The following is a 21,545-nucleotide window of genomic DNA, read 5'->3' as shown; positions in this document are numbered from 1 at the left end:
GCGCTAAAGCGCAACCTTTACCGAGCCAGTTAACCATTTCACGCGGCATTTGGCACTGCTACTTAGGCATGAAGAAAGGGCTGTGCCACACTGTCAGCCTGTTTAATTGTCGGGAACACCACGTGCAGATTGATTTGAGCAATCCTGAGGGCCTGACGCTGGCGGCCGTGCGCCAACTGATCGCCAGTGCCAGCGACGACGAACACACCCAGTTGCGGGTGACCAAGGTCGGTATTGCCTATATTTCCTCTGGCAGCCAAGTAGGCGGTGCGGATATCGATGAGCTGCTGTTTCGCCTGGAGACCTGGGCCAAGGGTTCGGGGTATGTCGGGAATGTGGCTGCCAGCGATGAAGTCTGGGTAACCCAGATTTTTAATGCGCTGAAGCAGAACTGGCCTACTCCCCCCCATGACTACATCGATATCTACTGAGATTCATTCATATCTGGTGACGATTGATTCCCCGGGATGCGGCGTTGAGTCAGGCAGACTTGCCCACGACGAATAGCGACGATCCTGAAACCAAATTGGGAATCGGCTGTCGCACGATCTCTGACCATTTTTTCTCAAAGGAGGCTTCATGCCTTGGAAGCTCGCATCATTCGGTACCTTGTTGGCAGCAGCCCTTCTGGCTGGGTGCAGCACCCCGGGTACCTCAGAGCCCGCCAAAGACACGGCCGTGGCTGACGCTGCTCATACCCGTTGCGAAGCGGCGGCTGCACAGTTTGCGGTAGGCCAGAAGGCGTCGCCTCAACTGCTGGAGCAGGCCCGTGCCCGGGCGGGGGCGCAGAACGCCCGGATCCTCAAGCCCAATGACATGGTTACCCTGGAATACCGTTCTGATCGCCTGAATCTCAACACCGACGACAATCTGGTGATCACGCGCGTCAACTGCGGCTGATTGCCCGACGCTTTTGCTTCACCCACAAAAAACCCCGTCACATGGACGGGGTTTTTTTGATTGGCTCAGAAATTACTCTGGGCGAACCTGTGCAGCTTGCATACCCTTTTGGCCTTTCTCAGCCACGAAGGAAACGGTTTGGCCTTCTTTCAGGCTTTTGAAACCGTCGCTTTCGATAGCTTTGAAGTGTACGAACAGGTCGTCACCGCCACCTTGAGGAGTGATGAAGCCGAAGCCTTTTTCATCGTTGAACCATTTAACGGTGCCGGTTTGGCGATTAGACATGGTGTATCTCCAAGAAACATATATTTTCAGTAGTGCTGTGCTGCTCAGGCCAACTGGGCACACTGGGCTATCATAGTCGAAATGTTCGGCTTGGGAGCCCCCCCAAGGCATTGTTTGCTAATCAATCGCGTTGCGCAGAGTGCCTTGGCTGGCTGAAAGCCCCGGTTTATGGGGCTTTCGCGTGAAATATCAGCTGGTAAAAAAAGCAGTAAAAGCTACGTAATTTGTGAGAAATGGCAGTTTTCGGGCTGTTTTTCCGGCTAAGCATTCGTCTGAACGGCGGTCAAACTTACTTTTTCTTCACCACCTTGCACGATGAAATAGCTGCCACGGCCTTGTTTTTCAGGTCGGTACTGGCGTTCTGGTTGGTCATGAGCTCCTTGATTTCTGCAGTGCTCAATTCAGCATTGATCTTGTCCGCGCCACATTCACAATGGGCTTTGGCAGTTTTGACGTCTACGTTCTGGCTGGCGGCAGTGCTGCAATCGTTGACGAAGGCGTCACGGGCACCGGCAGGCCAGTTCGAAGGGGCCGCAGCCTGGGCACCGAGGGACAGCAATGTCAGGGACGCGGCGAGAGCGAGGGTTGGGATAAAACGCATCATGGTGCTCCTTTGAGTCGAGGGCGAACGGCGATTCTCAGTGGGTTTGAGGGGAGGCGTACAGCTCAAGTTCACTTTTGCATCTATAAAGAGTTGATTTTGCCTTTGCACAACAGGGTGTCAGCGCGATGACCGTTCATCTGTGCTAGCATCTCCCGCTTGGCTATTTTCAGGCGCAACCTTTGTCGCCTCGCCATGTTTTTGTTTAACTCCAGTCACTCTGGTTCGATTATCGGTTGGCCGAAAGGTCCCTGCCGCTGTAAGGCAGGCGTTCAGCAATGGGCGGCCTGGTGTTGGATCTTGTACTGGCTCATCCCAACCCACGTGACCTTTGGTAGGGGTCACCACTAGGAGAGGAGGCGCCATGCCAACTATTACTCTTCCCGACGGCAGTCAACGTTCATTCGATCAATCGGTTTCCGTAGCCGAGGTCGCCGCATCCATTGGTGCTGGCCTGGCCAAAGCCACCGTGGCCGGCAAGGTCGACGGCAAACTGGTTGACGCCAGTGACCTGATCACCAGCGATGCCAGCCTGCAAATCATTACGCCCAAGGATCAAGAGGGGCTGGAGATCATTCGTCACTCCTGCGCGCACCTGATTGGTCATGCGGTCAAGCAGCTGTACCCGACGGCCAAGATGGTCATCGGGCCGGTCATCGAAGAAGGCTTCTATTACGATATTGCCTATGAGCGTCCTTTCACCCCGGACGACCTGGCGGCGATCGAAGCGCGCATGCATGCGTTGATCGAGAAAGATTACGACGTCATCAAGAAAGTCACTCCGCGCGCCGAAGTGATCGACGTGTTTACCGCCCGCGGCGAAGACTACAAGCTGCGCCTGGTGGAAGACATGCCCGATGAACAGGCCATGGGGCTGTACTACCACGAAGAGTACGTCGACATGTGCCGTGGTCCGCACGTGCCGAATACGCGTTTTCTCAAATCCTTCAAGCTGACCAAACTGTCCGGTGCCTACTGGCGCGGCGACGCGAAGAATGAGCAGTTGCAGCGGATCTACGGCACTGCCTGGGCTGACAAGAAACAGCTGGCGGCCTATATCCAGCGTATTGAAGAAGCGGAAAAGCGCGATCACCGTAAGATCGGCAAGCGCCTGAACCTGTTCCACCTCCAAGAAGAAGCACCGGGCATGGTGTTCTGGCACCCGAACGGCTGGACCCTGTACCAAGTGCTCGAGCAGTACATGCGCAAGGTGCAGCGTGAGAACGGTTACCTGGAGATCAAGACTCCACAGGTGGTTGATCGAAGCTTGTGGGAGAAATCCGGGCATTGGGCCAACTACGCCGACAATATGTTCACCACGCAGTCGGAAAACCGCGACTACGCCATCAAGCCGATGAACTGCCCTTGCCACGTGCAGGTGTTCAATCAGGGCCTGAAGAGCTATCGCGAGCTGCCGATGCGCCTGGCAGAGTTCGGTGCCTGCCACCGTAACGAACCATCGGGTGCCTTGCACGGCATCATGCGTGTCCGTGGGTTCACTCAGGACGACGCTCACATCTTCTGCACAGAAGAACAGATGCAAGCCGAATCCGCTGCTTTCATCAAGCTGACCATGGACGTTTATCGCGATTTCGGCTTTACCGAAGTCGAAATGAAACTGTCCACTCGTCCGGAAAAGCGCGTTGGCTCCGACGAATTATGGGATCGCGCCGAAGCTGCACTGGCTGCTGCGCTGGACAGCGCGGGCCTTGCGTACGATCTGCAGCCGGGGGAGGGTGCGTTCTACGGGCCGAAGATCGAGTTCTCGCTGAAAGATTGCCTTGGTCGCGTCTGGCAGTGTGGTACTCTGCAGCTCGATTTTAACCTGCCGATCCGTCTGGGAGCCGAATACGTCTCCGAAGACAACAGCCGTAAACACCCGGTTATGTTGCACCGGGCGATTCTCGGTTCTTTCGAACGGTTTGTTGGCATCCTGATCGAGCACTACGAGGGCGCGTTTCCTGCGTGGCTGGCTCCGACCCAGGCAGTGATCATGAATATCACTGATAAACAGGCAGATTTTGCTGCTGAAGTTGAAAAAACTCTCAATGAAAGCGGATTTCGTGCCAAGTCTGACTTGAGAAATGAAAAGATCGGCTTTAAAATCCGCGAGCATACTTTGCTCAAGGTTCCCTATCTCTTGGTTATCGGAGATCGGGAAGTCGAGATGCAGACTGTCGCTGTGCGTACTCGTGAAGGTGCTGACCTGGGCTCGATGCCCGTCGCCCAGTTCGCTGAGTTTCTCGCGCAAGCGGTTTCCCGGCGTGGTCGCCCAGATTCGGAGTAATTACTATTAAGCGTGAAATGAGACAAGATAAACGAGCTGCACCGAAAGCCCCGATCAACGAGAATATCTCGGCACGTGAGGTTCGGTTAATCGGGGCTGAAGGCGAGCAGCTTGGGATTGTGTCAATTGAAGACGCGCTTCTTAAGGCTGAAGAAGCCAAGCTCGATTTGGTGGAGATTTCCGCCGATGCTGTACCTCCTGTCTGCAAGCTGATGGACTACGGCAAATCGATCTTCGAGAAGAAGAAGCAGATTGCTGCAGCCAAGAAAAACCAGAAGCAGATCCAGGTTAAAGAAATCAAGTTTCGTCCAGGGACGGAGGAAGGGGATTACCAGGTAAAACTGCGCAACCTGGTACGTTTCCTGAGTGATGGGGACAGGGCCAAGGTATCCTTGCGATTCCGCGGCCGTGAGATGGCCCACCAGGAGCTGGGGATGGAACTCCTCAAGCGGGTTGAAGCTGACCTGCTCGAGTACGGTTCGGTCGAACAGCATCCTAAGATGGAAGGACGCCAGCTGATCATGGTCATCGCCCCGAAAAAGAAGAAGTAATCAATAGGGCACGGCAGGCCTTCTGATTATGTTTATCAACTGAATGCGGAGTATCCGAACATGCCAAAGATGAAGACTAAAAGTGGTGCTGCTAAGCGGTTTCTGAAAACTGCTAACGGTATCAAGCACAAGCACGCTTTCAAGAGCCACATCCTGACCAAAATGTCGACCAAGCGTAAGCGTCAACTGCGCGGTAGCAGCTTGCTGCATCCGTCTGACGTGGCAAAAGTCGAGCGCATGCTGCGCCTTCGTTAATTTTTGGATCAAGAATAGAGGAAGTAACTCATGGCTCGTGTAAAGCGTGGCGTCATTGCCCGTAAGCGTCACAAAAAAATTCTGAAACTTGCTAAAGGCTACTACGGCGCGCGTTCACGCGTATTCCGTGTTGCCAAGCAAGCGGTAATCAAGGCAGGCCAATACGCCTACCGTGACCGTCGTCAGAAAAAACGTCAGTTCCGCGCTCTGTGGATCGCTCGTATCAATGCTGGTGCTCGTGTTAACGGTCTGTCCTACAGCCGTTTCATCGCTGGCCTGAAGAAAGCGTCCATCGAGATCGACCGTAAGGTTCTGGCTGATCTGGCAGTGAACGAAAAAGCGGCGTTTGCTGCGATTGTCGAGAAAGCTAAAGCCACCTTGGCTTAAGTACCCCCGACAGTCACCCTGGGTCACTTCCGTGACCCAGGGTGTTAAACGTCATAAATAGGGGAAGAGCCTTCAAGCTCTTCCCCTATTTTGTATCTGGAGTCTGTACATGGAAAACCTGGATGCGCTGGTCGCTCAAGCTCTTGAGGCTGTGCAAAGCGCTGAAGATATCAATGCCCTGGAGCAAATCCGGGTTCACTACCTTGGCAAAAAGGGTGAATTGACTCAGGTGATGAAGACCCTGGGGAATTTGCCGGCACAAGAGCGTCCGCAAGTCGGTGCGCTGATCAACGTTGCCAAGGAGCGTGTCACAGAGGTTCTCAATGCGCGCAAGGCGTTATTCGAGGAGGCCGATCTTGCGGCCAAGCTCGCCGCCGAGTCCATTGACGTGACCCTGCCTGGCCGCGGCCAGACCTCAGGCGGTCTGCATCCGGTTACCCGGACTCTGGAACGTATCGAGCAGTTCTTCACCCACATCGGCTACGGCATTGCCGAAGGCCCTGAAGTCGAAGACGACTATCACAACTTCGAAGCGCTCAACATCCCAGGCCATCACCCGGCCCGTTCGATGCATGACACTTTCTATTTCAACGCGAACATGTTGTTGCGCACCCATACCTCGCCGGTACAGGTCCGCACCATGGAATCGCAGCAACCGCCGATCCGCATCGTCTGCCCAGGTCGTGTATACCGTAGCGATTCCGATATCACTCATTCGCCGATGTTCCACCAGGTTGAAGGCCTGTTGGTTGATCGCGACATCAATTTTGCCGACCTCAAAGGCACCATCGAAGAGTTCCTGCGGGTGTTCTTCGAGAAAGAGCTGGCGGTGCGTTTCCGTCCGTCGTACTTCCCGTTCACCGAGCCTTCCGCTGAAGTCGATATGGAATGCGTGATGTGCAGCGGTAAAGGCTGCCGCGTCTGCAAGCAGACCGGCTGGCTGGAAGTCATGGGCTGCGGCATGGTTCACCCCAACGTGCTGCGCATGTCCGGGATCGATCCGGAAGAGTTTTCCGGCTTCGCCTTTGGCATGGGCGTTGAGCGTCTGGCCATGTTGCGTTACGGCGTGAATGACTTGCGTCTGTTCTTCGACAACGACTTGCGGTTTCTTGCGCAATTTCGCTAGTCGTAACGGATCTTTAGGAGAGCAGAATGAAATTCAGTGAACAATGGCTGCGTGGCTGGGTAAGCCCGCAGGTAGATCGCGACGAGCTGGTCGCCCGTCTGTCGATGGCCGGCCTTGAGGTCGATAGCGTTACGCCGATTGCCGGCGCATTCAGTGGTGTGGTCGTGGGCGAGGTGCTGAGCACCGAGCAGCACGCTGACGCCGACAAGTTGCAGGTATGCCAGGTCAGTAATGGCGTGGAAACTTTCCAGGTCGTGTGCGGAGCGCCAAACGTGCGTCCGGGCCTGAAGATTCCGTTTGCGATGATCGGCGCCGAGCTGCCTGGCGACTTTAAAATCAAGAAAGCCAAGCTGCGGGGCGCCGAGTCCAACGGCATGCTGTGCTCTCAGGCAGAGCTGCAGATTGGTGAAGGAAATGATGGTTTGATGGAACTACCGGCTGACGCGCCAGTGGGTCAGGACATCCGTGTTTACCTGAACCTAGAAGATGCCTGCATCGAAGTCGACTTGACCCCGAACCGTGGCGATTGCCTGTCCTTGGCCGGCATGGCCCGTGAAGTGGGCGCACTCTATGCTGCCCCTGTTACCCGTCCGGTAATCGCAGCGGCACCAGTGGCCCATGATGAAGTGCGTTCTGTCGAAGTGTTGGCCCCGGCCGCTTGCCCGCGTTACCTGGGTAGGGTCGTGCGTAATGTCGACTTGTCCAAGCCAACGCCGTTGTGGATGGTTGAGCGTCTGCGCCGTGCTGACGTGCGCAGCATCGATGCGGCAGTGGATATCACCAACTACGTGATGCTGGAGTTGGGGCAGCCGCTTCATGCCTTCGATCTTGCCGAAATCAACGGCGGCATCCGTGTGCGCATGGCCGAAGAAGGCGAAAAGCTGGTACTGCTTGACGGTCAGGAAGTTACGTTGCGCAGCGACACCTTGGTGATTGCCGACCACTCCCGTGCCCTGGCGATTGCCGGTGTGATGGGGGGCGAGCACAGCGGCGTCTCCACGACGACTCGTGATGTGTTCCTTGAAAGTGCTTTCTTTGACCAGATCGCTGTGGCTGGCAAGGCCCGTTCCTACGGCTTGCACACCGATGCTTCGCATCGCTATGAGCGTGGTGTCGACTGGAAACTGGCCCGTGAAGCCATGGAGCGTGCCACAGGCCTGCTGCTGGAAATCACTGGCGGCGAAGCTGGTCCGATAATCGAAACAGTCAGCGAACAGCACCTGCCGTCGATCGCACCGATCATCCTGCGTGCCCAGCGGGTTGAGCAAATGCTCGGCTTGGTAATCGAGAACGCTGAAATCGAACGCTTGCTATCGGCCTTGGGCCTGGGCGTATCGGCTGATGGGGCAGGGCAGTGGCGCGTAGAAGTGCCAAGCCATCGCTTCGATATCAGCCTTGAAGTCGACCTGATCGAAGAACTGGCTCGTCTCTACGGCTACAACCGCTTGCCGGTTCGCTATCCGCAAGCCCGCCTGGCGCCGCAGGCCAAGGCCGAAGCTCGTGCCCACCTGCCGGAGCTGCGTCGTCTGCTGGTCGCTCGCGGTTATCAGGAGGCGGTGACGTATAGTTTCATCGATCCGAGACAGTTCGAACTGTTCAATCCCGGCGTTGAGCCATTGCTGTTGGCGAATCCGATCTCCAATGACATGGCAGCTATGCGTTCGTCTCTGTGGCCGGGCCTGGTCAAGGCGCTCAGTCACAACCTGAACCGTCAGCAGGATCGTGTACGCATGTTCGAAAGTGGCCTGCGCTTTGTCGGCCAACTGGAAGGTCTGAAGCAGGAGCCGATGCTGGCTGGTGTAGTCTGTGGCAGCCGCCTTCCAGAAGGCTGGGCTCAGGGACGTGATCCAGTGGACTTCTTCGACGTCAAGGCTGATGTTGAAGCGGTGCTGGGCTTTGCCGGTGCACTGGACGCGTTCAGCTTTGTCCCGGGCAGTCACCCGGCATTGCACCCGGGCCAGACTGCGCGCATAGAGCGTGAAGGGCGGCTGGTCGGTTTCGTCGGAGCTATTCATCCGGAATTGTCGAAAACCCTAGGTCTCGACCGTCCGGTTTTCGTTTTCGAGCTGGTATTGGCTGAAGTCGCCTCGGGCAAAATGCCGAAATTCAGCGAGTTGTCGCGTTTCCCTGAGGTGCGACGTGACCTGGCGCTGATCACCGATAGCGAAGTGGCAGCCAGTGCTGTTCTGGACGTAATCCGTGAAAATGCAGGGGAATGGCTGACGGACCTCAGGCTATTTGACGTCTATCAGGGTAAAGGCATTGATCCGCATAGAAAAAGCCTTGCAGTTGGCTTGACCTGGCAGCATCCATCGCGCACTCTTAATGACGATGAGGTGAATACCACGACGCAAAACATCCTCACCTCGCTCGAACAAAGGTTAAACGCCACGTTAAGGAAGTGACGTATGGGGGCTTTGACGAAAGCTGAGATGGCGGAACGTCTATATGAAGAGCTGGGCCTGAACAAGCGCGAGGCCAAGGAATTGGTCGAGCTGTTTTTTGAAGAAATCAGGCACGCTCTTGAAGACAACGAACAGGTCAAATTGTCCGGTTTCGGCAATTTTGACCTGCGGGACAAACGCCAGCGGCCTGGCCGCAATCCAAAAACGGGAGAAGAAATCCCGATCACGGCTCGCCGTGTGGTCACCTTTCGTCCAGGGCAGAAGTTGAAGGCCCGAGTTGAGGCTTATGCTGGAACCAAGTCATAACGACGAACTACCCGTCATCCCAGGCAAACGCTACTTCACCATCGGTGAAGTCAGCGAGCTATGTGCGGTAAAACCGCACGTACTACGCTATTGGGAGCAGGAGTTTCCTCAACTCAACCCCGTCAAACGCACTGGGAACCGTCGGTATTATCAGCGCCAGGATGTGCTGATGATCCGGCAGATCCGCGCGCTGCTCTATGATCAGGGGTTTACCATCAGCGGCGCACGTCAACGTATGTCGGGTGATGAAGCCAAAGACGACACCACCCAATACAAACAACTGATCCGCCAGATGATCTCCGAACTGGAAGATGTGCTGGTGGTTTTGAAGAAATAACTCAGGCTTTAAAATACTTCCACATTTCAAATGCTTGCGGTATATTCCTGATCGCTTCCTTGCGAAGCAAACCCAGTTTCACGCCTAGTCGGGGCGTAGCGCAGTCCGGTAGCGCACTAGCATGGGGTGCTAGGGGTCGAGTGTTCGAATCACTCCGTCCCGACCATATTCCCTGATTAAAATCAGACACTTAAGCCGATCATCTAGATCGGCTTTTTTGTGCCTGCGCAAAACCCGCGCAAAACTACCCGGTGATTTCGCTGATATTTAGGTCTGGAATTGCTTCAGGCCAGACGATTTCTGCATGGCCCTTTTGGTAGTTCTTGGTCATCTTTTCGCTGGCATGGCCTGCGATCTTCTGCCCGTCCTTTCCGGCTTTCTGGTACAGGTGAAGCGATAGCGCTCGCACCTCATGAAAGCCCGGCATCTCTTCCTCCTTCCAACCCTTGTAACAGCCTGCTGCCTCCCGGGCCTCCTTAAAAGCCCGCGTCAAATATCTCTCTTCGACCTGGGTCCAGTGATCCTTCGTATGCGCCTGCTTTTGTTTCAGGCGATCTGGGCGACGGTGCACCAGGTATCGGCGAGCTCATCGCGAACGCAGCGAACCGCAACGAATTGAGCGAAGAAGTCGCAATGAGTGCCGGCTGGCTGATCAATTCGCTGGCTCTTCTGTCGATGTCCATGGCAGAAGTCGGCGCTGCCGCCGAATACAAGCTGCAGAACATCCCCCACCGGGGAGTCGCCAAATGAACAAGCCACTACCAACCATGCAACAGGCTTCGCAGGAAGCGGAGTTTCAGCTGTCTGCAGCCAAAGATGTGCTCGAGTGGCAGCACGCACTGATCAGGGCCGTCCATCTGGACCACCTGCACGGCGGCGGCCAAGGTATTGGCACTTTGTTCGAGGTGGCGAAGTACTTCAACGACACCGGTTTCGGCGGAGTTTATAGCGCGATCGACCAGTTCAAGACCCTCGGTGAATCGACGCCACAAAATGCGCAATCTGAAAACGTGGCGCGGGAAATTGGGGGTGATCAATGAATAAGATCACCATCCACCAGACCCAGCAAGGCAGCACGCTGCGTGGCTGGCTGCACGTCACTACCGACCGCTGCTCGACACCGCGAACACTGACGTGGCCATTGCCAAGAAGGCCAGGGACAACCTTGAGGCGCTGGCGGGGGAGCAGGGCAAGAAGCTCGGCGAGTTGGTGCTGGCTGGCAAGGAGCGGGAGGCGCTTGCAGCTCAGGCGCAGGCTGATGCCAGAAAGTTGGCCAAGCCAGACTATGCCGCAGCAAACCGGTTATTGCAGGAGCGAGCTGGCGGCGATCCCACCCAGGCAGCAGAATTGATCATCGATCAGGAGTTGGGATTATGAAGCGGGCCCCTTACTGGCAGACGGCTGGATATGGCGTTGACTTTCCTTTCGAGAATTACGAGCGGATGGCCGACTTCATGCGTCGTTGCAAGGGCAAGGTGATGGTCAGTATCAATGATCATCCAGACATCCGACGCGTATTTGACGGCTTCCACTTTGAAACGGTGGATATCCGATACAGCACAACGAACCAGCGGCAGGGTAAGGCCGAGGTCAGCGGGGAGTTGGTGATCATGAATTGGGAGCCCGATGCCTTGGGCGGTCTGTTCTAAGAAACTGGATCAATCAAACTGGCTTCCTGGTTTCTCACATTGCCCACGGCGGTGCTCACCTTGAACCATTCAAAGGTCTCGGCCGGCTCGCCCTGATGCAATACCATCTGCTCGGCACGCTCCTTTGGCGTGGCGGGGTCCAGCCATTCCCTGGCCAACTCCGGCGTTAGCACCACGGGCCGCCGGTCGTGGATGTCCACCATGCCGCCGGCGCTGTCGGCGGTGATGGTCGCGAAGTGATCACGTGCGCCTGAGCGCTAATACCACTGGCATACCATCCAGTCGGTAGATAGTCGAAGAGCTTTTTACCGGTTTGGTGCTTCAACTTGCTGAGGATGCCTGAGAATAGGGGTATGGGTTTTGTATCCATCCTTCAAACGCATCGATCTCCATTGGCCTAGCACACAGAAAGCCCTGACCAATTCGCGCCCCCATCTCACACAGGTGATCGTGCTGTGCTACGGTTTCAATACCCTCGACTACGAGTTGCATGCCTAGGTCTGTGGCCAGCGCCAGGGTATTGCGAATGACTACACGGTAGTGGCTGGGCCCGCCAATAAAACGGGTGAACTCTGCGGCAAGTTTGATTTCGCTAAACGGTACCTGGCATAGACGTAAGAGTGACGAATAGCCTGTGCCGAAGTCATCAATCGATAGGCGCATGCCCAGCAGGCGCAGACGATTTAGCTGCTCCACACTGGTAGCGCAGACAACGCCAGGACCGTCCTCGGTGATTTCCAAGGTGAGCGACGAAAGTGGCAGAGGGTGCTGGTGCAGGCGAGTCTCCAAGCGATCAATGAGTGTATCGTTCATTAATTGACTAAGGGACAGGTTGAATGCCATCCCTATGAGTCTGCCTTGGTCGTGAAGTTTGATCTGATAGGTAAGACTCTGTTCCAGAAGTTCGAAAAATAGCTTGTCGAGCCATTTTTCACGTGCCATCACCGAGATGAAGGTTGCTGGGCTCAGCACACCGTAAAGCGGGTGATGCCAGCGAGCTAACACCTCAGTCGAGTTGACTTGGCCAGTGCGTAAATCGAATTTGGGTTGCACGTACGCCACGAACTCTCGTCGTCGTAGACCCAATTGCACATCATCGGCACTGGGTAGTTTGGCTAGTGTCTTCGATACACTTAAATTGTTCGACTGCCCTGGCTGAGCCTGTTGTCGTTGGTGTGGGGCGCTCGATATGAGAGCGAGCGAGGAGCTTTTGGGCATTGGGGTGGCCTGAATTTAGATGCCCCAAAGCCTACGTGAACTCACCCTGGCGACCTGCGAGACTAGTCTTGGCTCTCGTCGAGATTTGTCTGGAGTGGCGTGCGGATATTCCTTGCTTGGCGTTCGGGAAATTAGTTCGGGCGCAGTGACTCGTTGATTATCTCCAGTGATTGAATCAGATCTGTGACGCTTTCACGTATATCGACGGACATAGTTCCTTCCGCGCACAATTCTTCTATCTCGACGCATTGCTCCAGCATGACTGAGTGGTTCAGCAGGTATGCGGTGCCTTTTAGCTTGTGCGCGACGCGCTCCATTTCCTTCAGATCTTCTTTTTCCAGCGACTGTCGCAAGATTATGCGTTCGCTATCATTGCTTTCGATCACTTGTTCGACCATGGCGGCGTGGATAGAGTTCATCAACGACGGCGAATTTTTTAGCTGCTGCTGATCTGTCTCAAGTTTGGGAATCCAGCGGTTAAGGTCGGGCAGGGTGACCGGCTTGGTCAGCGCATAGTCCATGCCGGCAGCCAGGCAGCGCTCAATAGCTTCGCGTTGGGCGTCGGCAGTCAGTCCAATAATGATGCACGGGCGACAGCGTCGGGATTGCTCCAGCTGTCGGATGCTCTGGGTCATTTCGAGACCCGTCATCTGCGGCATGTTGCCGTCGGTGAGCACAATGTCGATTTCACTCTCTTGCCACATCGCCAGGCCTTCCAGGCCATTGCTGGCGGTAACCACGCTATGACCTAGATAGGAGAGCTGCTGGTACAAAAGGTATTGGCTCGGTAGATGGTCTTCGACAATCAGAACGGTCAACGCCGCATCCCTGCACTTATCCGTAGTCGATCCTGAAGCAGGGGGAGCTATGGGGCTCTCAGCTATGACGCAATCAAGGACTATGCTGAATGTCATCCGTGTGCCGGACTTCGTATCACTCTCGGCCTCCAGATGCCCGCCCATAAAGTTGCTCAGCTCCTTACAAATCGCCAGGCCCAGGCCGGCGCCGGCATTGGGGTCACCAATCGCATCACTCGTGATATAGAACGGTTTAAATATCTGATTAATCTGTGCTGCGGGAATTCCTACTCCGGTATCGCTCACACAGATGAGAACCTGTAAAGAGGTCTTGTTCGCGGGTGTTACTTGGCAGCGAATATTTACGCCACCCTGCTCAGTGAATTTGATCGCATTGTTCACGAGGTTGGAGATGATTTGTTTGACCTTTAGCGCATCAACCCAAACCAGTTCAGTGGCCAATGGAGCTATATCCAGATGCAGTTGCAATCCCTTCTGCCGAGCCAAGCCGGAAAATACATTGGTTGTCGTTTCCAGTAGATCCTTGATGCGGGTTGGTTCAGGCGATAGGATCAGCTTTCCTGACTCTATGCGCGATATGTCTAGGATGTCGCCGATCAGCGCTAGCAGATGAGTGGATGATTCGTAGGCGATGTGCAGGGACTGAGTGTTGAGCTCGGTGTTATCCTTGCGGATGAGTGCCAGTTCCAACATGCCGATGATGGCGTTGAGAGGAGTGCGGATCTCGTGGCTCATGGTAGCCAGGAACACAGATTTGCTCCGGCTGGCCTTTTCGGCAGACTCCTTGGCAATCTGCAGTTCATCTAAGAGCAATTGTCGTTGTTCAAGGTCCCGGCGTTTAGCAGATATGCGGCGGCGTTGAATAACTATCAGCAGGCTGGTTATCAGAAGCAGGGCGCCTAAGACCTCGAAGGACCGCCAGATATAAGAGTCGATACCTTCCCAGTATTTTTCATCGGTGGCAGAGTTTGCGCGCCAGCGACCAATGATTTGCAAATTCTTACGCGGAGGGATTTCAATCATCGCCTTGTTGAAGATCGAGATCAGTTCCGGCTGGTTTTCAGGGGCGGCGAACACGATTTTTGAATCCTCAAAATTCAGGATGCCGCCGACTTTCAGGCTCGATTCATATTTATAGGAGAGGTAGTAGCGCGCTACGTTGGCCGGCGCCAGAACAAAGTCGGCGCCACCTTCACGAACAAGTTTGAACGCCTCGCCCATCGTCTCGGTGTGCTCGATCCGCACATTGGGATATTGCCGGGCAAGCATCTCGCTCTGCAGATAGCCTTTCGCAACGGCGACCAGTGCAGTGCTTTGTGGTTCCAAGGGCACCTGATCGTTCTGTCGCATGACGAAAAGGTAGGGGGCGACGGCCAGTGACCGTGTATGCAGGTAGGGCAGTGAGGATTTACTGGCCTCTGTCAGGATGCCGATGCTTGCCTTGCCACTGTCCAGCAAAGCGTTGACTTCACTTAACGATCTGACACGGATAATGTTGAGGTGGATGTCAGTCTTGCGCCGAATGATGCCCAACAGATCCAAAGCAATGCCATTCAAGCGGCCATTGCTGTTGAAAAAAGCGTAAGGGGCAAGATCCTCACTGATCGCCAGGTTGACGACCCCGTTATTGGTCATCCAGGTACGTTCCGCATTCGTGAGGTGGACGCGAAAATCACTTAGATCACCACTCTCGAAGTCGCCCCAAAAATACTGGGCTTCGGTCATTTGGCGGTGCTTGATGCTGCCCAATCCACGCTCAAGAAGACCGGCCAGCACAAGGTTGTCCGCTGCAATGGCAAAAGAAAGGTTGACCTTTGGCAGGCGGGTGCTCTGGTTGATTTCAAACTGCACACTGAATAGCTGGCTGGATAAATAGTAGGTGGAGAGCGTGTCACCGAGGTAGGCGTCGTTATCGCCAGTCAACACTGAGGCCATCGCGGCAAGAGGCGTGGCATACATCTTGAAGGTCCCTTGGCCGCCGTTGGCCTCGTACATCGAGAGTGCAGCTCTGCTGGCCACGGCGATGCGCAAGTGGGGATCATTGATGCTGTATTCGTGAAGATCCCCTGCGTCCGCGAAGAGGGCGAGCTCTGACAGCCCGTAAGGTGGCGTTAATTGCACACCCAAATCGTTGGCCTCTTGAGGGGTGGCAGTCGCCACCAGATCCACTTGTCCTTGACGCAGGGCGTCAAAGGCGGCGACGGCCGTAGCGAACGGGCGCACCTTGATCTCAATCGCAAGCTCGCGCTGCATAGCGGCCAGATAGTCCGCTGTGAGTCCTTCAAAAGTCTCTTGCTCACTGAAGATGCGGTACGGCGGTAAGGAATCGCTGGTCACTGCAACTATCAGCGTTTGCTTTTTCCCAAGCCAGGCTCGCTCGCCATCGTTGGGCTGGACTTTCACGCTATCGAGTTGCTGTCGCGCGATGGGTCGCAAATCGCCCATTTCGGCCCCAGCCGGCATGCAACACAATAACGTGAGGTAGGCGAGGGTAGAGAGGTGAGAGATTGTCGATTTCAATTCGATATCAAATGAGGTTGTGCTGTTTGGCGATGTCGGCCAGTTCGACCAATGAGGTCGCGCTAAGCTTCGTCATAAGGTTGACCTTGTGGCCACTGACCGTTTTGCTGCTGAGGTTGAGTTTAGTTGCGATATCACGGTTGGAGTACCCTTCAGCCAGCAACTTCAGAATCTGCATCTCGCGATCCGTGAGATTCTGAAAGTCACCTAATACTCCTACTCCAGCTCTAATAGCACCAGAGTAGACCGGCATGGCACTCCTTGGAAATAACACGTACCCATCAGCGATGGTTTTGATCGCCTTGAGCAGTTGGGCGAGGGGTTCGTGCTTGCTCACAAAGCCGCTCGCCCCGGCGTGAAAACAGCGCGTGGCATAGGCGTCTTTCATCTGAGAGGTAAATACGAGCACCCGGGTATCGAGCTTTTCCCGGGTGATCCGCTGCAATACCGTGAGCCCGTCCATTTTTTCAAGACCTATATCCAAGATCACAATGTCTGGCGTAAGGGCCTTGATCATTTGCAAAGCATCGACCCCATCGGCAGTCTCGCCAACGGTCTCGTATCCGATTCCTTCCAGGGCGGTACGGATGGCCAAACAGATCAACGGATGATCATCGACGATTAATACTTTTTTACTCATTATTCGTGGCTCACATTTAGGCCTGGGTCGGTGGGACAACAAGGGTTCTATAGCCAACGCTTCACTCTCGCAGTCTGAACAAGACCGGCGCTAAGCTACTGAGTTTCCGGGCGTCCGCCCCCGGGCCTCTCTCTGTCGATGCAATCATTATTGCAGGAAGTCGACCTGCTGGAACCAAGCCTAATCTGGCTGCTGGCGTGAATATTCTTGCCAGATAGCAAGATTTTTCTTGCTTTTAGGCTGTCTGGCTTCTCGGTTGGATTAAGACTAATCCACGGAATAATAGGAAAGGTCTCGTAGAAAAGCTAACAAATGAAAGCTAACTTCCTCGCTTTTTTTAGGAGCGGGATGTGCATAGGGGTAGGAGTCGCATTGTTGTGCTTAGCAAAAGCCCTGGTTCGCTGTTTGGCTACGCAGGGGCTCTCAATGAACTGGGGTATTACTCGGTTAGCTTGTGCGCCCGCGCCCGAGAGGTGGCCGATCTACTGGAGGCGGGGGCGCGTTTCGAGTATCTGGTCTACGACGGGTTTGATCTCGGAAAAAATGCTGGTTACCTACAAATGTTTGTTAAGCACAATGCGATCATCTCCGTTATTGCAGTTGCTGATGTGAACTCCCAGCAGCGAAAAAAAATAATCTTGTGGGCGAAAGTTCATCGGGTCCCGCTTCGGGGCGTTCTTCAGGCACCGCTTCGCTCAAATGAGTTGCATGAATTGATACAGTTGAACTCTCTAAATACAGAGTGCCGTAGTGTCGCTTCGGAGCTCTAATAGCTACTGGGAGGATTAAGGTCCTCTATGCCAAACAAGAAATTTCTTGCCTCTCTTCAAGAGGCGCCTTGGTTATCTCCGTGTGCATCGCCCCTATACTTATGCCAGCTCAACGATATAAATATATCGGAGCTCGACTGCTTGCTATTGATTGCCCTGTTGTGGGGTTGACATCTATTTGTGGGTCTTTAAATAGATGTGTGGTCGAAATTTTTGATCTGGTTATAATTAAGGATAATAGTTCGTATGAAGTTTAATAAGCTCGCTCTGGCGGCCGCAATGGTGCTCGGTACTATCACTAGTGTCCAGGCTGCAAATGAAGGCAACGGTGTAGTTCGTTTTACCGGCTCTATTATTGATGCGCCATGTTCTATTGATCCGAACTCTGCTGATCAGGCAATCGAGTTGGGTGCTGTTTCTAGCGTGGCACTGGTAGATGGTGGTAATTCCACTCCAAAACCTTTTGAAATTCGCCTCGAAAACTGCAGCATCGATGTCGCTAAAACTGTAAAAACGACCTTTAACGGTACGGCAGGTGCAAGTGGTTTGCTCGGTATTACCGGTGATGCCAGCGGTGCTGGCATTGCGCTGACTGATGGTAATGGCACTTCGATCGAGCTGGGCACTGCCAGTGCTGGTCAATTGATTAGTGTCGGGGCGTCCGAAGCTATCCTGTCCTACAGTGCTTACCTGAAAGGCAATGGTGGCGCTGCAGATACGATCGTGCCGGGTGAATTTAGCAGTGTGGCCAACTTCATGTTGACCTACAACTAATACCGGCTTTGCTATGCATGTGGGTGTATCCCACATGCATTTTGCTATGAATAATTACTTGACCAGCTATACGGATTGGCAGGGGGCGACGGTTGATTGGCTCTCGGCATTTACTCGGCAATCAACAGAAATTGCGATTAAAGACGTTTAATTAAGTCCGGTGCTTTTTCGTGGGTGATGAGTGGGTGAAAGTCATGTCTTGCTAGCAGTTGGCATGCCTCGTAGTGTGAATATAAATGATATGGACTCTTCAGTCGTGAGTGTGCCGAAATGGGCACTTGTACCTTTTCGTCCGCGCGTATTGGGCGTTTCCATAGCTTGTGCACTCAGCGGCGCTGGGTATCACGCCAGTGCGCAGGAAGTAGAATTCAATATTGATGTTATAGATATTAAAGATCGTAAAAATATTGATTTGGGCCAATTTTCCAGTGGCGCATACATCATGCCGGGCGATTATACGATGCTTGTGCGAATTAACAGGCAGGCGCTGCCTGAGCAGTCGGTGGTTTTTTACCCCTCAGAACAGAATACCAAGGAGAGTGTGGTCTGCCTCGGTCCGACTTTGGTCGATCAGATCGGTTTAAAACCGGACATCAGCAAAAAACTCACATGGTGGCACCAGGGGCAATGCCTGTTACTGGATAGTCTGCCAGGTGCAGTCGCACGTGCAGAGCTGGGCACTTCCAGCCTGATGGTGAGCGTACCGCAGGCCTATCTGGAATACGCTGCAGACACTTGGGATCCACCGTCGCGATGGGAGGAAGGTATCCCCGGGGTGTTCGTTGACTATTACATGAACGGACAAAGCCAGCGGCAGGAACATGGCGGCGGGGCCTCTTACAACCTGAGCGGCAACGGCACAGTAGGGGGCAACATGGGTGCCTGGCGGCTGCGTGCCGACTGGCAAGCGCGGCTGGAACATCGGAGCAATGGTCAGGCGACCGGCAATAGTTGGGACTGGAGCCGTTACTACGCCTACAGGGCAATACCGTCCCTTGGGGCTCAATTTTCCCTAGGTGAGAACTTCCTGTATTCGGACATCTTTGACAGTTTTCGCTTTACCGGCGTCAGCCTCGTCACTGATGACAGTATGCTGCCGCCTAACCTGCGGGGTTATGCCCCGGAAGTAGCAGGTGTGGCGCGAACCAATGCCAAAGTGGTCATCAGCCAGCAGGGGCGGGTGCTATATGAAACCCAGGTCGCCTCAGGGCCTTTCCGCATTCAAGACATTAATGATGCGGTTTCCGGACAATTGGATGTGCGGGTAGAAGAGCAAGATGGCGGCGTGCAGACGTTCACTGTCGAAACCGCCAGCGTTCCCTACCTGACCCGGCCTGGGTCTGTGCGTTACAAGGTCAGCAGCGGTCGTCCCTCGGACTTTAGCCATAGTACCGAAGGTCCAATGTTCATCACCGGTGAGGCCTCGTGGGGAGTGAGCAACGGGTGGTCGCTTTATGGCGGCGGTGTTGAAGGCGGTGATTACAAAGCCCTGGCTGTGGGGGTAGGACGTGACCTGATGACGTTTGGGGCATTGTCATTTGACGTTACCCAGTCGCGGGCACGCCTGCCTCAAACGGAGCAAAACACTCTGAGCGGTAACTCTTACCGACTGCGCTATTCGAAAAACTTTGACGCGTACGACAGTCAGGTGACGTTTGCGGGGTATCGCTTCTCCGAGAAAGACTACATGTCGATGAGCGATTATCTGGATGCCCGTAATTTCGGCACACGTAACGAAAACAGCAAAGAGTTATACAACGTCAGTTTCAGGCAGAACTTCAGCGACAGCGGGTTGAGCACCTACCTCAACTACGACCACCAGACCTACTGGGACACCAAAGCCAGCGACCGATACACATTTACCCTATCCAAGAGCTTCAACGTCGGTCAGTTCAGGGCGGTAAGCCTGTCGCTTACGGCGTACCGCAATAAGTACAACGGCTCCAATGATGACGGCATGTATCTTTCGCTCTCAATGCCACTTGGTGGCGGTAGCAGTTCTGTCAGCTACAGCGGCAGCTTCGATCGTGATGCAAACAGTCATCAGGTGGGCTACTACGATCGTCTCGAAAATGGCGACAGTTATCAGCTCAATGGTGGCAAAAACAGTGACGGAGCCACCGCCAGTGCTTTCTACACCCATGACGGAACCCTAGCCCGGGTCAATGCCAATACCAGCTACCAAGAGGGGCGTTATTCCTCAGTCGGTATGTCGCTGCAGGGCGGGGCGACCGCCACCGCGAAGGGGGCGGCGATGCACCGCTCGAACATGATCGGTGGTACCCGAGTCCTGGTCGATACCGATGGTGTAGGGGACATCCCAATCTCTGGATATGGCAAAGCCATTCGCACTAACCTATTTGGCAAAGCGGTAGTCACCGACGTGAACAGTTATCACCGAAATCAACTGAGCATTGACGTTAACAAGTTGCCGGAAAACGCCGACGTGGGGCGCTCGGTGACGCAGGCGACTCTGACCGAAGGCGCTATTGGATACCGGCGGTTTGAAGTAGTGGCCGGAGAGAAGGCGATGGTGGTGATCAAGCTTGTCGACGGTTCAGCCGCACCCTTTGGTGCCACGGTGAAAAACGACAAAGATCAGGATGTAGGCATCGTCAGCGACGAAGGCAGCGTCTACCTCAGCGGTATCAACCCTGGCGGGGAAATGAGTGTGCATTGGAATGGCCGGGCGCAGTGTGCGCTGCAAATTCCGGAGCAGATATCCGAGGTCGATATGGCAGAACTGGTGTTGGCATGCGCACGTCTACCCGCCAACGATTCGCCAAAAAAAGCGCCAGGTTGACCCGTACGGCAAAGACGCCAGTAGCCCATGTGACAGGCCAGTGTGAAGTTCTCTTCAGAGGTCTGCCTTTGAAATTTATACAGATACAAAACAGTGAGTAACAAAAGATGAACATACAGAGTAATCCTCTTTTTCGCGTGGCGGGCGGGTTGTTGTTAAGCGTGTTGGGCCTGCAACAGGTGCAGGCGGCCGTAGCGCTGGACCGTACCCGAGCGGTATTTAACGGGGGTGAAAAGTCCATCAGCCTCAGTATCAGCAACGAAAACAAGACTCTGCCTTACTTGGCGCAAGGCTGGGTGGAAGATGAACAGGGTAATAAGATTACCAGCCCTTTGACCGTTCTCCCCCCCCTGCAGCGGCTGGAGCCAGGGACCAAAAGCCAGATTAAGGTACAGGCACTGCCTGCCGCCAATTTGTTAGTACAGGACCGTGAGACGCTGTTCTATTTCAACCTGCGTGAAATCCCGCCAAAGAGCGAAAAACCCAATAGCTTGCAACTGGCACTGCAGACGCGCATCAAGCTGTTTTATCGGCCAAAAGCGCTGGGCGCAACCATGGGCATGGTGCCCTGGGAGGAACAACTAACACTAAGCAAGCAGGGCAACAAATATCAAGTGAATAACCCAACGCCGTATTACGTGACGATAGTGGACGCGGGCAACAAACCCGGCAGCGCCGGCGCGGAGGGGTTTGAGCCGATTATGGTGGCGCCAAGGAGTAAGGAAATGCTGAATCTGGGTGTTTCCGTGCTGGGCCCGACGCCCGTGCTGACTTATGTCAATGACTACGGTGGTCGCCCCCAACTGCAGTTCACTTGCAGCGGTAACGACTGCAAGGCGAAGCCCGTCAAGCCAAATTGATCGTCGGTGTAGTGGTGTCATGACGTAATGAAGGAGCCAAACACACTATGAGT

The 21,545-nt window shown here is 54.5% G+C and carries 22 protein-coding genes, 1 tRNA gene and 3 pseudogenes; 19 read left to right on the top strand and 7 right to left on the bottom strand.

From position 1 onward, the window contains the following. Window positions 1-122: 122 nt before the first annotated feature. Complete coding sequence (locus OQ460_RS15505) at window positions 123-431, top strand: hypothetical protein (protein WP_410018311.1); 309 nt, start codon at window positions 123-125, stop codon at window positions 429-431. A 148-nt stretch (window positions 432-579) separates the two neighbouring features. Beyond that, complete coding sequence (locus OQ460_RS15500; RefSeq protein ID WP_410018310.1) at window positions 580-900, top strand: I78 family peptidase inhibitor; 321 nt, start codon at window positions 580-582, stop codon at window positions 898-900. A gap of 72 nt (window positions 901-972) precedes the next feature. On the opposite strand, the gene OQ460_RS15495 is transcribed toward OQ460_RS15500, so the two are convergent. After that, a complete protein-coding gene (locus tag OQ460_RS15495) occupies window positions 973-1,185 on the bottom strand; it encodes a cold-shock protein (protein WP_003179963.1) in 213 nt (70 codons plus the stop codon). Window positions 1,186-1,474: 289 nt separating this feature from the next. Then, window positions 1,475-1,789, bottom strand: a complete 315-nt coding sequence (locus OQ460_RS15490; RefSeq protein ID WP_410018309.1) for a hypothetical protein — start codon at window positions 1,787-1,789, stop codon at window positions 1,475-1,477. A 361-nt stretch (window positions 1,790-2,150) separates the two neighbouring features. Here OQ460_RS15490 and thrS point away from each other — a divergent pair, with 361 nt between their 5' ends. The 9 genes from thrS (at window position 2,151) to OQ460_RS15445 (ending at window position 9,606) form a co-directional block, all read left to right on the top strand. After that, window positions 2,151-4,073: a threonine--tRNA ligase gene (gene thrS / locus OQ460_RS15485; protein WP_410018308.1), complete on the top strand. Its 1,923-nt coding sequence runs from the start codon at window positions 2,151-2,153 to the stop codon at window positions 4,071-4,073. Continuing rightward, a complete protein-coding gene (gene infC, locus OQ460_RS15480) occupies window positions 4,073-4,624 on the top strand; it encodes a translation initiation factor IF-3 (RefSeq protein ID WP_169960276.1) in 552 nt (183 codons plus the stop codon). The genes thrS and infC overlap by 1 nt, the downstream gene beginning before the upstream one ends. 60 nt (window positions 4,625-4,684) lie before the next feature. Continuing rightward, window positions 4,685-4,879: a 50S ribosomal protein L35 gene (rpmI, locus tag OQ460_RS15475; protein WP_002553160.1), complete on the top strand. Its 195-nt coding sequence runs from the start codon at window positions 4,685-4,687 to the stop codon at window positions 4,877-4,879. A 30-nt stretch (window positions 4,880-4,909) separates the two neighbouring features. Further along, on the top strand, window positions 4,910-5,266 hold the full coding sequence (gene rplT, locus OQ460_RS15470; protein WP_002553161.1) for a 50S ribosomal protein L20: 357 nt from the start codon (window positions 4,910-4,912) through the stop codon (window positions 5,264-5,266). 109 nt (window positions 5,267-5,375) lie between these two features. Then, complete coding sequence (gene pheS, locus OQ460_RS15465; RefSeq protein WP_410018307.1) at window positions 5,376-6,392, top strand: phenylalanine--tRNA ligase subunit alpha; 1,017 nt, start codon at window positions 5,376-5,378, stop codon at window positions 6,390-6,392. A gap of 26 nt (window positions 6,393-6,418) precedes the next feature. Then, window positions 6,419-8,797, top strand: a complete 2,379-nt coding sequence (gene pheT / locus OQ460_RS15460) for a phenylalanine--tRNA ligase subunit beta (RefSeq protein WP_410018306.1) — start codon at window positions 6,419-6,421, stop codon at window positions 8,795-8,797. A gap of 3 nt (window positions 8,798-8,800) precedes the next feature. Next, the gene (ihfA, locus tag OQ460_RS15455; protein WP_002553164.1) at window positions 8,801-9,103 is read left to right on the top strand and encodes an integration host factor subunit alpha; all 303 of its coding nucleotides are present in this window, start codon (window positions 8,801-8,803) and stop codon (window positions 9,101-9,103) included. Beyond that, the gene (locus tag OQ460_RS15450) at window positions 9,084-9,440 is read left to right on the top strand and encodes a MerR family transcriptional regulator (protein ID WP_003174972.1); all 357 of its coding nucleotides are present in this window, start codon (window positions 9,084-9,086) and stop codon (window positions 9,438-9,440) included. Before ihfA ends, OQ460_RS15450 begins: the two co-directional genes overlap by 20 nt. Before the next feature lie 89 nt (window positions 9,441-9,529). Next, window positions 9,530-9,606 (top strand) — tRNA-Pro (locus OQ460_RS15445). A gap of 78 nt (window positions 9,607-9,684) precedes the next feature. On the opposite strand, the pseudogene OQ460_RS15440 reads toward OQ460_RS15445, so the two are convergent. Continuing rightward, window positions 9,685-10,026: pseudogene (locus tag OQ460_RS15440) on the bottom strand (integrase); the annotation flags it as partial. A 29-nt stretch (window positions 10,027-10,055) separates the two neighbouring features. Between OQ460_RS15440 and OQ460_RS15435 the strand changes: the two are divergent. The 4 genes and pseudogenes from OQ460_RS15435 to OQ460_RS15420 form a co-directional block, all read left to right on the top strand. Further along, a complete protein-coding gene (locus OQ460_RS15435; RefSeq protein WP_410018305.1) occupies window positions 10,056-10,190 on the top strand; it encodes a hypothetical protein in 135 nt (44 codons plus the stop codon). Further along, on the top strand, window positions 10,187-10,480 hold the full coding sequence (locus OQ460_RS15430; RefSeq protein WP_410018304.1) for a hypothetical protein: 294 nt from the start codon (window positions 10,187-10,189) through the stop codon (window positions 10,478-10,480). Before OQ460_RS15435 ends, OQ460_RS15430 begins: the two co-directional genes overlap by 4 nt. Before the next feature lie 94 nt (window positions 10,481-10,574). Further along, the gene (locus OQ460_RS15425) at window positions 10,575-10,817 is read left to right on the top strand and encodes a hypothetical protein (RefSeq protein WP_410018303.1); all 243 of its coding nucleotides are present in this window, start codon (window positions 10,575-10,577) and stop codon (window positions 10,815-10,817) included. Window positions 10,818-10,825: 8 nt separating this feature from the next. Then, window positions 10,826-11,089, top strand: a pseudogene (locus tag OQ460_RS15420) (DNA adenine methylase); the annotation flags it as partial. Here the strand turns inward: OQ460_RS15420 and OQ460_RS15415 are convergent. The 4 genes and pseudogenes from OQ460_RS15415 to OQ460_RS15400 form a co-directional block, all read right to left on the bottom strand. Continuing rightward, window positions 11,086-11,325, bottom strand: a pseudogene (locus OQ460_RS15415) (SOS response-associated peptidase family protein); the annotation flags it as partial. The pseudogenes OQ460_RS15420 and OQ460_RS15415 sit on opposite strands and share 4 nt — an antisense overlap. Before the next feature lie 85 nt (window positions 11,326-11,410). Then, entirely contained in the window at window positions 11,411-12,307 is an 897-nt protein-coding gene (locus tag OQ460_RS15410; protein WP_410018302.1) for an EAL domain-containing protein, read from the bottom strand. Between the two features lie 131 nt (window positions 12,308-12,438). Continuing rightward, window positions 12,439-15,570 (bottom strand): ATP-binding protein, encoded by a 3,132-nt coding sequence (locus tag OQ460_RS15405; protein WP_410018301.1) that lies wholly within the window; start codon window positions 15,568-15,570, stop codon window positions 12,439-12,441. 82 nt (window positions 15,571-15,652) lie between these two features. Next, window positions 15,653-16,285 (bottom strand): response regulator, encoded by a 633-nt coding sequence (locus OQ460_RS15400; RefSeq protein WP_410018300.1) that lies wholly within the window; start codon window positions 16,283-16,285, stop codon window positions 15,653-15,655. Between the two features lie 377 nt (window positions 16,286-16,662). Between OQ460_RS15400 and OQ460_RS15395 the strand changes: the two genes are divergently transcribed. The 4 genes from OQ460_RS15395 (at window position 16,663) to OQ460_RS15380 (ending at window position 21,492) form a co-directional block, all read left to right on the top strand. Then, window positions 16,663-17,055 carry a hypothetical protein gene (locus OQ460_RS15395; RefSeq protein ID WP_410018299.1) on the top strand — a complete coding sequence of 131 codons (393 nt, stop codon included), beginning with the start codon at window positions 16,663-16,665 and terminating at the stop codon, window positions 17,053-17,055. 246 nt (window positions 17,056-17,301) lie between these two features. After that, window positions 17,302-17,829 carry a fimbrial protein gene (locus tag OQ460_RS15390; protein ID WP_410018298.1) on the top strand — a complete coding sequence of 176 codons (528 nt, stop codon included), beginning with the start codon at window positions 17,302-17,304 and terminating at the stop codon, window positions 17,827-17,829. Window positions 17,830-18,085: 256 nt separating this feature from the next. Beyond that, window positions 18,086-20,632, top strand: coding sequence for an outer membrane usher protein (locus OQ460_RS15385; protein WP_410018297.1), 2,547 nt, complete (start codon window positions 18,086-18,088; stop codon window positions 20,630-20,632). Between the two features lie 107 nt (window positions 20,633-20,739). Then, a complete protein-coding gene (locus OQ460_RS15380; RefSeq protein ID WP_410018296.1) occupies window positions 20,740-21,492 on the top strand; it encodes a fimbria/pilus periplasmic chaperone in 753 nt (250 codons plus the stop codon). The last annotated feature ends 53 nt before the right edge of the window (window positions 21,493-21,545 follow it).

It is taken from the genome of Pseudomonas imrae (assembly GCF_046352735.2).
Classification (GTDB): domain Bacteria; phylum Pseudomonadota; class Gammaproteobacteria; order Pseudomonadales; family Pseudomonadaceae; genus Aquipseudomonas; species Aquipseudomonas imrae.
Note: the sequence above shows the minus strand (reverse complement) of the source record. Positions and strands in the feature narration are given on the sequence as shown.